General features: G+C 69.7%; 10 protein-coding genes. 9 read left to right on the forward strand and 1 reads right to left on the reverse strand.

The features are described 5' to 3' along the window. Nucleotides 1-24: 24 nt before the first annotated feature. From G3I60_RS13265 to G3I60_RS13280, 4 genes are all read left to right on the forward strand, one after another. Entirely contained in the window at nt 25-1008 is a 984-nt protein-coding gene (locus G3I60_RS13265) for a cytochrome d ubiquinol oxidase subunit II (protein WP_164293621.1), read from the forward strand. 137 nt (nt 1009-1145) lie between these two features. Continuing rightward, entirely contained in the window at nt 1146-1793 is a 648-nt protein-coding gene (locus tag G3I60_RS13270; RefSeq protein WP_164293622.1) for a maleylpyruvate isomerase family mycothiol-dependent enzyme, read from the forward strand. Between the two features lie 215 nt (nt 1794-2008). Beyond that, a complete protein-coding gene (locus G3I60_RS13275; RefSeq protein WP_164293697.1) occupies nt 2009-3604 on the forward strand; it encodes an acyl-CoA carboxylase subunit beta in 1596 nt (531 codons plus the stop codon). Between the two features lie 35 nt (nt 3605-3639). After that, nucleotides 3640-3852, forward strand: coding sequence for an acyl-CoA carboxylase subunit epsilon (locus G3I60_RS13280; RefSeq protein WP_164293623.1), 213 nt, complete (start codon nt 3640-3642; stop codon nt 3850-3852). 49 nt (nt 3853-3901) lie between these two features. Here the strand turns inward: G3I60_RS13280 and G3I60_RS13285 are convergent, their stop codons facing one another. Beyond that, nucleotides 3902-4675, reverse strand: a complete 774-nt coding sequence (locus G3I60_RS13285) for a helix-turn-helix domain-containing protein (protein WP_164607158.1) — start codon at nt 4673-4675, stop codon at nt 3902-3904. A gap of 959 nt (nt 4676-5634) precedes the next feature. Here G3I60_RS13285 and G3I60_RS13290 point away from each other — a divergent pair. The 5 genes from G3I60_RS13290 (at nt 5635) to G3I60_RS13310 (ending at nt 11890) form a co-directional block, all read left to right on the forward strand. Then, nucleotides 5635-6300, forward strand: a complete 666-nt coding sequence (locus G3I60_RS13290) for a 4'-phosphopantetheinyl transferase superfamily protein (RefSeq protein ID WP_164293625.1) — start codon at nt 5635-5637, stop codon at nt 6298-6300. A gap of 405 nt (nt 6301-6705) precedes the next feature. Continuing rightward, nucleotides 6706-8004, forward strand: coding sequence for a cation:proton antiporter (locus G3I60_RS13295; protein WP_164293626.1), 1299 nt, complete (start codon nt 6706-6708; stop codon nt 8002-8004). After that, nucleotides 7997-10843 (forward strand): LuxR family transcriptional regulator, encoded by a 2847-nt coding sequence (locus G3I60_RS13300; protein ID WP_164293627.1) that lies wholly within the window; start codon nt 7997-7999, stop codon nt 10841-10843. The genes G3I60_RS13295 and G3I60_RS13300 overlap by 8 nt, the downstream gene beginning before the upstream one ends. A 46-nt stretch (nt 10844-10889) precedes the next feature. Further along, nucleotides 10890-11213 (forward strand): PadR family transcriptional regulator, encoded by a 324-nt coding sequence (locus G3I60_RS13305; RefSeq protein WP_164293628.1) that lies wholly within the window; start codon nt 10890-10892, stop codon nt 11211-11213. After that, nucleotides 11210-11890, forward strand: a complete 681-nt coding sequence (locus G3I60_RS13310; RefSeq protein WP_164293629.1) for a hypothetical protein — start codon at nt 11210-11212, stop codon at nt 11888-11890. The genes G3I60_RS13305 and G3I60_RS13310 overlap by 4 nt, the downstream gene beginning before the upstream one ends. The last annotated feature ends 83 nt before the right edge of the window (nt 11891-11973 follow it).

Below are 11973 nucleotides of genomic sequence, written 5' to 3' on the forward strand. Positions count from 1 at the left end.
AAGCAGAGCTGACGGGGAATCACCGTGGATGTCTTTTGGTACGCCTTGGTCGGGCTGCTCCTCGCCGGCTATCTGGCTCTGGAGAGCCTGGATTTCGGGGTGGGGATGCTGCTGCCACTCGCCGGCACGGAGACCGATCGCGCGCGCATGCGCCGTACCGTCGTACCGCTCTTCCTCGCGAACGAAGTGTGGCTGGTCGCCTTCGGCGGACTCCTGTTCGGCGCACTGCCGCTGCTGGAGGGGGAGTTGCTGTACGCACTGCGGCAGCCCCTGCTCGCCGTGCTCTGCGCCTGGTTCCTGCGCGACGCCGCGCTGTGGTTCCGTACCGCCCACCCGGGCACCGGCTGGCGGCGGAGCTGGGACATCGTGGTGCCGGCTGCCAGCCTGGTTCTCGCGGCCGGCTGGGGCGCCGTCCTGGCCACTCTGATCCGGGGACTGTCCACCAACGGCAACGGGCACGCCGTGGCCACCGCGGGCGATCTGATGCACCCCTTCACCCTGCTCTGCGCGGGACTGACCGTCGCGGGCAGCCTGCGCCAGGGATCGCTCTTCGCCGCCCGCAGCCTGCCGGAGGGCGGCACGCTGCGCGTCCGGCTCGGCAGGCTGACCCGGGTACTGACCCCGATCCTGATCCTGCTGCTCCTGGTCACCGGCGCCGTCGGCGCGGCCGCCACGGACGCGCCCGTGGCCGTGGTCACCGTAGCGGTCCTCGCCGTCGTCGGTGTGTACGTCTCCGACCGCGTCCAGGCGACCGGCCGGACCGGGGTGGCGCTACTGCTCGGCACCGCACCGCTCGTCGTGCTGCCCGTCATGGTGGGCTTCTCGAACGGCACCACGGTGCTGGCCACTCGCTCGGGGGAGGGCGCGCTGACCCTGTCCCGAGCGATCGCGGACACCGCCTCACTCACCCTGCTGACCGCGACCGTGCTCCCCGCGCTGATCGCGGTCCTCCTCGGCCAGCTGTGGATCTGGCGGGTCTTCGCCCGGGTGACACGACAACCGGCCTGACAGCCGGGCGGTGAAAGGAGTGCCCCCGGAACGCGGTGCGGAAAACTCGACGGCAAGGGGCGGCCATAGAGACTGATCCTGGCAGTGATAGAGGGTGCTTCTTGTTCTTTCGGCGGATCCGGGGGTAGGGTCATTCCATGGGTAAAATTGCACACGGGTGTCCGGAATCCGAGGTCCGCGCCGCGATCGCCGAAGAACGTCGGGAACTCGCGGCCGTGTTTGACAAATTACCGGAACAGAAGTGGGACGAGTCGACGCTGTGTTCCGGCTGGCGGGTTCGAGAAGTGGTCGCCCATATGTCGCTGGGGTTCCGCTATTCCATTCCCCGGGTGGCCAAGGAACTTGTCAAGGCGCGCGGCAGTCTCAACCGCATGACCGACCGTTGCGCACGCCAGGACGCGGCATCCTTCTCGACCGGCCAGCTCACCGGCTTCCTCCGGGACAACGCCACCCACCCGTGGAAGCCACCGGTCGGCGGCATCGTCGCGGCGCTCGGCCACGACGTAGTCCACGGCCTCGACATCACGGTCCCCACCGGCGTCGACCGCCAGGTCCCCGAGGACCGGCTGCGCATCCTGCTGGACGCCGTGGACCCCAAGTCCTTCAAGTTCTTCGGCGCCCGGCTCGACGGCGTCCAATTGCGCGCCATCGACCTCGACTGGACTTTCGGCACCGGGTCGCCGGTCACCGGCACCGCACAGGACCTGCTGCTCCTGACCTTCGGCCGCAAACTTCCCAAGGGACGCATCGAGGGCCCCCAGGCCGACCGCTTCGACCTTGTCTAGCCCTGGATTTCGCATAGGGGGAATCACCGCGTCGTCCGGCGGGGTTGGGCTGGATCTCCCCTGATGTCAACCGGTCCTGAATAGGGGGTGATTATTAGGTCCGGATAAATTCGAGGGGCATGGAACAGGGGTTTTTCCCGGCGTGAGTGGCGCGTACCGTGAGGAATGCAATTTGCGCGTTGTGCGCGTTGCGACTTACGGGAAGGCCGATGGATATGGGGACAGCGGACGAAAGCTCGGAACGCGCGGTTCTTTCCGCATCCGATGCCCGCGGGCGTGTGGCCGAACTGCACTCCATCCGTGCCGAGGCGCGGCGCGGGCCGAGCGACCGGGCTACCGCTGCGCAGCACACCAAGGGCAAGCTGACCGCGCGTGAGCGTATTGCGCTGCTGCTCGATGAGGGTTCCTTCCGGGAGGTCGAGCAGCTCCGTCGTCACCGGGCCACGGGTTTTGGCCTGGAGACGAAGAAGCCGTACACCGATGGTGTGATCACCGGTTGGGGCACGGTCGAGGGCCGCACGGTCTTCGTCTACGCGCATGATTTCCGGATCTTCGGCGGGGCGCTGGGCGAGGCTCACGCGATGAAGATCCACAAAATCATGGATATGGCGATGACGGCCGGCGCCCCGCTGATCTCCCTCAACGACGGTGCGGGTGCCCGGATTCAGGAGGGCGTCTCGGCCCTTGCCGGCTACGGCGGTATCTTCCAGCGCAATACGAAGGCCTCGGGCGTCATCCCGCAGATCAGTGTGATGCTGGGCCCGTGCGCGGGTGGCGCGGCGTATTCGCCGGCGTTGACCGACTTCGTGTTCATGGTGCGGGAGACCTCGCAGATGTTCATCACGGGCCCGGACGTGGTCCGCGCGGTGACGGGTGAGGAGATCTCCCAGAACGGTCTGGGCGGCGCGGATGTGCACGCGGAGACCTCGGGGGTGGCGCACTTCGCGTATGACGACGAGGAGACGTGCATCGCCGAGGTCCGCTACCTCATCGCGATGCTCCCGTCCAACAATCGCGAGAACCCGCCGGTCAACGTGTGTGACGATCCGTCGAACCGTCGCTCGGAGGTCCTGCTGGACCTGGTTCCGGCCGACGGGAGCAACCCGTACGACATGCTCAAGGTCATCGAGGAACTCGTCGACTGGGGCGATGTCCTGGAGATCCATGAGCGGTGGGCGCGCAACATCATCTGTGCGCTCGCGCGGATGGACGGTCAGGTCGTGGGTATCGTCGCCAACCAGCCCGGGCACCTTGCCGGTGTGCTGGACATTCATGCCTCGGAGAAGGCGGCGCGGTTCGTCCAGCTCTGCGATGCCTTCAGCATTCCGATCATCACGCTGCTGGATGTTCCCGGGTTCCTGCCGGGTGTCGACCAGGAGCACGGCGGGATCATCCGTCACGGTGCCAAGCTGCTGTATGCGTACTGCAACGCGACGGTGCCGCGGATATCGCTGATCCTGCGGAAGGCCTACGGCGGTGCGTACATCGTGATGGATTCCCAGTCCATCGGTGCGGACCTCGCCTATGCGTGGCCCACGAACGAGATCGCGGTGATGGGTGCCGAGGGTGCGGCGAATGTGATCTTCCGTAAGCGGATCGCGGATGCCGAGGACCCCGAGGCGATGCGTGCGCAGATGGTCAAGGAGTACAAGGCCGAGCTGATGCACCCGTACTACGCCGCCGAGCGCGGTCTGGTGGACGACATCATCGACCCCGCCGAGACCCGCGAGGTCCTCGTGAGCGCCCTCGCGATGCTCCGGACCAAGCACGCCGACCTGCCGTCCCGCAAGCACGGCAACCCTCCGCAGTAACGCTGCCGAGTCGTCCTACGAGGGAGGGCAATCCCATGTCGAGCACCACTGCCGAGGACATCCTGCGGGTCGAGAGGGGCCACGCCCGGTCCGAGGAACTGGCGGCCATCACCGTGGTCCTCCTGGCCCGCGCCGCGGCCCGGTCGGGCGCTGCCGGCGGCGGCCCGGGGGAGGAGCCCCGCAAGGCCGGCTGGCGACGCCTGGAACGCAGTCGGGGCTTCCAGCCCCCGCACAGCTGGCGGGGCTGAAGGACTCCGCGGTGCGGCCGGGCTCCCGCCGCCGTCCACCGGCCGGACCTCACCTGGCCGGCGCACCCACCAGATCGCAGGACTTCGGAACACCCCTGAGCTGTGAGCCGAAGCCGGGCAAGGCGAGCAGTACCGGCGGCCGGGTCCAGTCCTCCTGCCCGACCGCGATGTCGAGGCGGCTGGGGGCGTCGGCGCCGATCTGCACGGGGTCGGTCGTGCCGACCAGCAGCGGCGAAACGCTGCACGGGTCGCTCGTGGCCCGGGCACCGTGCGCCACCGCGTGCAGGTACCAGGTGCCTGGTGGCACGTTGTTCAACGAGAAGGGCCCGGCTCCGTCGATCTTGGACCAGGCCGAGGGCTGGCCCTGCAGGATGGGACTGTCGAAGGCCCCGATGTACAGCGGTGACAGCGCGGTCCCCGTCACGTGAACCGTCCCCGATATGGATCCAAGAGGCCCGGGTGCGACGGGGAAGGGAGTTATCCGGGGGTACTCGCCGGAGTCGTCCTGACCGATTCTTCGGTACTGGGTGGGTGAGAGGCCGACCGAGGCCGTGAAGCGCCGGGAGAATGTGCCGGGACTGCTGTAGCAAACATGTGCGGATATGTCGGCCACGGTGAAGGACGTATTGACCAGAAGGCGTTTGGCCTCATGCAGGCGTACGGCGCTCAGGAAGCGGCCGGGCGTCACGCCCGTGGTACGCCGGAATGCCCGGAGGAAGTAGAATTTGCTCATCATCACGGAACGAGCCAGGTCGTCAAGATAAAGGGGCTCGTGGTAGTTTTGGCGGATAGTGGTAATCGCGCTCCGAGTGAAATGTTCCATTTCTCCGGGCTCCCTGCGTTGATCTTCGATACTGAGAAACGCGCGAGAGGCGCTGCGCTTCGGCCACATCGCACTTCCGGGCATAGCGCGGCGAACGCTCCTGAGAGACGTGAATGGGCATCGCGAAAATGCGCGCGGTGCGAGCGCCGGGCCGTGCTCGTGAAGGGGTGTTGAGGAAGGACGTTGAGCCCATGTGGTCAGCTGGTTCGGACGCGGCCCTCGGCGCAGGCCGGATCACCAGGCGGATTCCGTCGGGTGACCGACACGGCTAGGAGTTGGACGGACGTCGGTTCGCCGGCCCTGCGGCTCATCCCTTACTCGGACGCCCGCCTGGGAACTGGGCATGCCGAGAGCTCTCCCGTCGGTGAACCGACGAAATCCCCGGCAGACTCGGAAAGCTGCTTGTTCTCCAGGGGAGTACTGGACGTGCGCCGCTCGGCGAGAAAGAACTCCAGCCAAGGGATGGCGTGCAACGCGTCGGCGAATGATCCCGACCGGCTCTGCGGTTCACCGCACGGAAATCGACCCTGCACGCGGCTGTCTTCTTCATGGACACTTGGCAACCCCCGTTGCAATCTGTCATGACTGGTCTGAGCGTCGCACACCTGTCAACCAGAAGGCAACAGTGATTTGGTCGGCCTCGCGGAGTGCCGGGAGCAAGGCGCTTGTGTAATGTGGAGCAGGTTGGATAGGGGTGGCATGCGATACTTTGGCATTACCAAGAGGACGGACATCGTCCGGATGGGCGACTGCGAGGCGGCGGTTGGCGTGAAATCGCCGTTCATGGAATTCTGTGACGTCCGTGCTTCAACCACCGACCTCTGTCAGAAGAATCCAGGATCAGTCCCCGCTGTGCCGCATGGCGTATATCCGCAAGTGCCGCCGGCCGTCGGCGGACCGGCATTGGAAGAATGTTTCCGGAAAGCGGAAAACCCCGATCCGGGTAGTCTGCGGCGCCCGTGATCGAGGGACTGCTCCCGTCCGCGGTGGCTGCCGTGGCCACGGTGCGGGACGTGCCGGACGGCGGCCTCTACCCGGAGGAGGAGGCACTCGTCAGTCGGGCGGTGCCCAAGCGGCGCCGGGAATTCGCCACCGTCAGACACTGCGCTCGGCGAGCGTTCGGCCGGCTCGGCATCCCTCCCGGCCCCATCACGAGGGCGGAGGGCGGCGCGTCGCGCTGGCCCGAGGGAACCGTCGGAAGCATGACGCACTGCGTCGGCTACCGTGCCGCGGCGGTCGCATGGCGCCGTGACATCCTGGCGCTCGGCATCGACGCAGAACCGCACGAGCCGCTCCCGGGCGGGGTGCTGGAAGCCGTCACCGTGGCCGGCGAACGTGCCGCGCTCGCCGACCTGGCCGAGGCCCACCCACAGGTCCACTGGGACCGGCTGCTGTTCAGCGCCAAGGAGTCGGTCTACAAGGCGTGGTACCCCCTGACCGGCCGGTCGCTGGCCTTCACCGACGCGGCCCTCGACTTCGATCCGGCGCGCGGTACGTTCACGGCCCGGTTGCTGGTACCGCCGCCGGCGCTCGCGGGACACGGTCCGCTGACGGAGTTCCACGGCCGCTGGGCGGCCCGCGACGGGCTCGCCGTCACCGCCGTGGCCGTCCCAGCCGCCCCCTGATACCGGTGGGCTCCGGCCAGCTGGGCAATCTGGGCGATGACAGGGACTCACGCCGAGCCGCAGGCTGGGGAGGCCGCCGGGAGACCGGCATCCGTCCTCCGGGACACATCGCGCCCCGGTCGCCGAACTCGGCACCGAGACCCGTCTGTTGGATGGGACCCCCGGCGGCTGTGGCCGTTTCCTCGATCCCGTCGGCGGCCGCGAGTGTCGAGCGGGGGCCCGGGCCGTCGTCCGGCCGGGCCTGACCGCGTCCGGCGGCCGTCCAGACCCTGCTCGCAGGCCGGGCACCACGGACCGCGGGCGCCCAGGTGGTGTTCTCGCTCACCGCCCCCACGCTCTCGTGAGCGGGGCCGCCCAGCCATCGCCCTTCCATCCGACGACAGCCGATCGAGGTCTGTACCCAAGATGACCAGTCACCAAGTGCAGTTGCTCCTGCTGGATATCGCGCTGATTCTGCTGCTGGCGAGAGGGCTGGGCGCACTGGCCGCCCGCATCGGCCAGCCGCCCGTTGTGGGCGAGATCCTCGCCGGGATCCTCCTCGGCCCCACGCTGTTCGGCGGCCTGGTCGCCGACCACCTCTTCCCCGCCGACGTACGGTCCTTGCTGACCGGCCTGGCGAACATCGGGGTCGCGCTCTTCATGTTCATCGTCGGCCTGGAACTGGAGCACCGCCTCCTGCAGGGCAGGATGCGGGTCGCCGCCGGAGCGGCGGTGGGATCGACCCTGGTGCCGTTCGTCCTCGGCATCGCCCTCGCCTTCTACCTGCTGCGCCATCACCCCACCGAACAGCGCACCGCGTTCGTGGTGTTCGTGGGCCTGTCCGTGTCGGTGACCGCCTTTCCCGTCCTCGCCCGCATCCTCAGCAGCCGGGGGCTGACCCGTACGGCGATCGGCGGCCTCGCACTGGCCACGGCCGCGGTCGTCGATGTCGTGGCCTGGTCGGCACTCGGCGGGGTGCAAGCGGTGGTCGGCGGTGCCGACGACTACTGGCTGGTGGCTCTGCTCATCCCGTTCACGGGAGTTCTGCTGGCCGTACGACCGCTGTTGCGGCGGGTATTCGCGCCCGGCGGCATCGAGAAGCCCCTCACCCAGACGGGGCAGGCAGTCGTGATGGTCGGGGCTCTCCTGTCAGCGGCGGCCACCGAAGCGATGGGGATGCACTACATCTTCGGTGCCTTCCTGTTCGGCGCGTTGATGCCCCGAGAAGGCGTGCACGCGCTGCGCGAGGAGATCTGCGAACGTACCGGGGAGATCACTTCGCTGCTGCTTCCCGTGTACTTCGTCGTGGCGGGCCTCAAGGTCGACCTGCGCGGCGTGGGCCTCGAAGGACTCACCGAGCTCGGTGTCATCCTGCTTGTCGCGATCGGCGGAAAGTTCGGCGGCACCTACCTGGGCGCCCGGTCGCAGGACCTCACCGCGAGGGAATCGGCCACCCTGGCGGCGCTGATGAACACCCGGGGCCTGACCGAACTGGTCATCCTCGGCGTCGGCCTCCAACTGGGCCTACTCGACGGTTCCTTGTACTCGCTGATGGTCGTCATGGCCCTGGTGACGACGGCCATGACCGGACCGCTGCTGTCCCTGATCGAGAGCAAGGCGTCCCGGCAGCGCCGGCCCGTTGCGCTCGCCGAGGACGTCTCCGACAGCGAGGACGCCGAGGAGGGTGTCGGCAGCGCGGGACGAGGCAGCCGTGCGGTTGGCTGAGCGGGATCGCGAGCTCGCCGAACTCGCCGAGGTGCTCCGGGAGGCCGCCCGGGGCGAGGGAAGCATCGCGGTGGTCAGTGCGGGCATCGGCTGCGGGCGGACCGAACTTCTCGACGCCCTGCGGCATGTCGCGGCCGAGGCCGGGTTCCTCGTGCTGCGGGCCACCGGCTCATGGCTGGAGCGGCGCACGCAGGGCGGTGTGCTCGGCCAACTGCTGCGGTACACCGACGCCCCCGCCGGCCTCGGCGGCGATCTCGCTCACGAGCTGACGCGGGTCGTCGGCATCGGAGCCGCCGCCCGCGGTGGCGCCTTCGAGCAGTGGCCGCCCGACCCGGTGACCATCGCGGCCCTGCACGAACTGTCCACCGAGGTGGTACGGATCTCCGGGCGGGTACCGGTCCTGCTGTGCGTCGACGACATCCAGTTCGCGGACTCCCTCTCCCTGCACTGGATCCTGCAGCTGGTACGCGCCCTGCGCTCGTCGCGCATCGCCCTGGTGGCCGCCGAGTGCACCCTGTCCCGGTCGGCCCACCCGCATCTGCACGCGGAGCTGCTGCGCCAGCCGAACTACCGCCGGGTCGTACTGGACGGCCTCTCGCCGGCCGCGGTGGCCGACGTGCTCGCCGAGCGACTGGGCGCACAGACCGCCCTGGCCCTGGCCGAGAGCTGTCACCGCATCAGCGGTGGCAACCCCCTGCTCCTGCGCGCACTCGTGGAGGACCAGAGGCGTTCCGGCACGCCTCCGGGCGCTCTCCCGTGCGAGCCCGTCGTCGCCGAGGCCTACGCGGACACCGTGCTGAGCTGCCTGCACCGCGGCAGGCCCCCCGCGCTGCGGATCGCCCAGGCACTCGCCGTACTCGATGGCACGGAAGCGGACACCGGCCTGCTGGCCCGGCTGATCGAGGAGGAGCCCGCGACCGTCGACGAGTGCCGCAGCGCACTGGAAGCGGCCGGGCTCATCGACGGCGCACGCCTGCCGCATCCCGTAGCGCGCTCGGCGGTCCTGCGGAGCCTGACCGCGCCCGCCCGCCGGGAGCTGCACCTCCGCGCGGCCGAACTGCTTCACCGGGACGGGGCGAACGCCCTGCGGATCGCACCGCACCTGCTCGCGGCCGAACGCGGCCACCCGTCGTGGACGGCCTCCGTTCTCCAGGAGGCTTCGGAACGCCACCTGGCGGCCGACCGCCCGGAGGATGCGCATGCCTGCCTGGACGTCGCTCTCGCCGTGAGCCGGGACGACGGCGAACGGGTGGCTCTCAGGGCCCAACTCGCCGCCATCGCATGGATCCTCGATCCGTCGCTCGGCGCCCGTCACTTCGGCGAGCTGACCTCGGCGCTGCGCGGCGGCCGGCTTCCCGATCGGCACGCTCTGACGCTGGCCAGGCATCTGCTGTGGCACGGCCGGTTCGAGGAGGCCGCCGAGGCCGTTGTGCACGCGGGGAATCCGGGCAGGAGGCCCGACTCCGATCCGGTGATCGTCACGGAGGCGCGCGCCTTCCGTCGGCTGCTGTCGGCGACCTATCAGCCCGTGACCGCCCCCGCCGGGATCGCCCGCGCACCCTCTGGCGGCGATGCCAGGATCCAGGCCGCCGCGGCCCTGTCCGATGTGCTCGCCCACGGCCCCGGCGCGGTGGGAGCCACCGATGCGGAAGCTGCTCTACGCGCCATGCGGCTCGGCGGGAACACCCACGAATGGATCGTGTGCGCCGTCACGGCGCTGCTGTTCGCCGAGCGGCTGGAGGCGGCGGACAGCTGGTGCGAGCACTGGCTGGCCGAGGCGCGCAGCCGCCGGGTTCCGCTGTGGGAGGCAGAGTTCACGTCGCTGCTGGCAAGCATCCGGCTGCGCCAGGGGGACCCCGGCACCGCACGAACGCTTGCCGAGGCGGCACTGGTCCAGGTGCCGGCGGAGGGCTGGGGCGTATGTCTGGGCGGGCCGCTCGCCGTTCTCGTCCAGGCCGCCACCGAGACGGGCGACCACGAGGCGGCGGCGGAATATCTCACCGTGCCGGTGCCGGACAGGATGTTCTCGACCCGCTTCGGGCCGGAATACCTGCACGCCAGGGGCCGCCACCACCTCGAGACCGGACGCCCCCACGAGGCTCTCGACGACTTCGCGGCCTGCGCAGGGCTGATGCGCGGCTGGGGATGTGACCAGCCCGCCCTCGTGCCGTGGCGGACGGAGTCGGCCCGCGCGCACCTGGCACTCGCGGACGTGGCCACCGCCCAGGCCCTGGCTCGTGAACAGCTTGCCCTCGTCGGACCCGGGCGCACCCGCACCCGGGGGCTCACTCTGCGGGTCCTCGCCGTCACCGGGGATTCCGCCGACCGTGTGGCTCTGCTCACCGAGGCCGTCGGCGTCCTGCGCGCGGCCGGCGATCCGCTGCAGGCGGCCGGCGCTCTGGCCGAGCTCGGTCGCGCCCACCTCCGGGAGGCCAGGCCGGGCCGGGCCAGGGAGGTGTTCGAGATGGCTGCCGGACTCGCCGGGCGGTGCGGGGCGCAGCCGTTGGCGACCGCACTCGCGGCGGAGCTCGATGCGCTGGGACCACGCGGCGGTCGGCCCACCGGCGGCGGCCTGATGGACCGGGTCGCCGCTCTCGACCTGCTCAGCGACGCGGAGCGGCGGGTGGCCGTGCTCGCGGTGGGCGGTCACACAAACAAGGAGATCTCGGCGACGCTCTGCGTCACGGTCAGCACGGTGGAACAGCACCTCACCCGTATCTTCCGGAAGCTCGGCGTGCGGGCCCGCAGGGATCTACCAGCGGAGATCGCGCTCGACCCCGCGGAGACGGAACCGGCCGGCAGCGGCGGGGACGGCGCTGTCCGCACACTGAGGTGCTGAAAGATGGCATGTCCGGTTCCGGTGCCGATGTGTAGTGTGGCTAGACATGAAGGCGGAGACCTTGCGAGGGAACCTGGAAGGCATGCTGTTGTCCGTGCTGGAGCCCGGAGAACAGCACGGCTATGCCGTCATCGAGGAACTGAAGCGGCGTAGCGGTGACACGATCAACCTGCCCACGGGGACGGTCTATCCGGCTCTGCACCGGCTGGAGGCCGCGGGGCTGGTCGGCAGCGAGTGGTCGACGTTCAACGGCCGCCGCCGCCGCAACTACTTCCTCACCCCGGCCGGACGTCGCGCCTTGGCCGACAAACGTACGGCCTGGCGGGAGGTCTCCTCGGTCATCTCGGTGGTGCTGGGGGGAGGGGCGTGACGGAGACGGCGGTATTGCAGCGCTACACGGACCACGTGGCGGAGCACCTCGTCGGACCGTACTCCAGGCGATCGGCCATCATCGATGAGGTGCTGGACGGCCTGGAGTGTGCGACCGAAGGCAATCTGGAGGTCTGCCCCGACGTCGAGGAGGCCGCGCACCGCGCCGTCCAGGAGTGGGGTTCGCCCACCGAGGTCGCCCGGGCCTACAACGACGCCACGCTGCGCTTCAGCGCCAACCGGCTGTCCCTGCACGCCGTGTGTACGCTGCCGCTGCTCGCGGCGACCTGGGCGTCCGCCATGCTCGGGGGGCCGGCCGGACCCTGGGCGTACCGCCATCCGCCGCTGCTGGTGACGGGGCTGTCGATTGTCGCGTTCGGCTGTGTGCTCTCCCTGGCGGGAGCCCTCTCCGGCCTCCGTAAGGGCATCGGTTTCGAGGCGGCGGCCGCCCGGCGGGACCAGATGGTCACGACCGGGACGCTCGCGGCTCTCATCGGGCTGCTCTCCGTGCTGGGTGCGCTGATCCTGCTGCTGCTCAACCGGGGTCTGACCCATCCCGAATCCCTGGACTGGCCGATGGTCTCCATTCCGACGGCCCTGACCCTCCTGGCCGGCGGCTACTTCGGACTGGCGCTGAAGCGTTTCGTCTCCGCCATGCGGGGGGCCGGCCCCCTGTAACACCCCAGCGCACCGACGGCGTCGCAGCCGTCCCGGACGGATCGCGACCGGAGCTCCTGGCAGGGGCGACACCCTTCTACGGG

It is taken from the genome of Streptomyces sp. SID13666 (genome assembly GCF_010548325.1).
GTDB classification, from domain to species: Bacteria; Actinomycetota; Actinomycetes; order Streptomycetales; family Streptomycetaceae; genus Actinacidiphila; species Actinacidiphila fildesensis.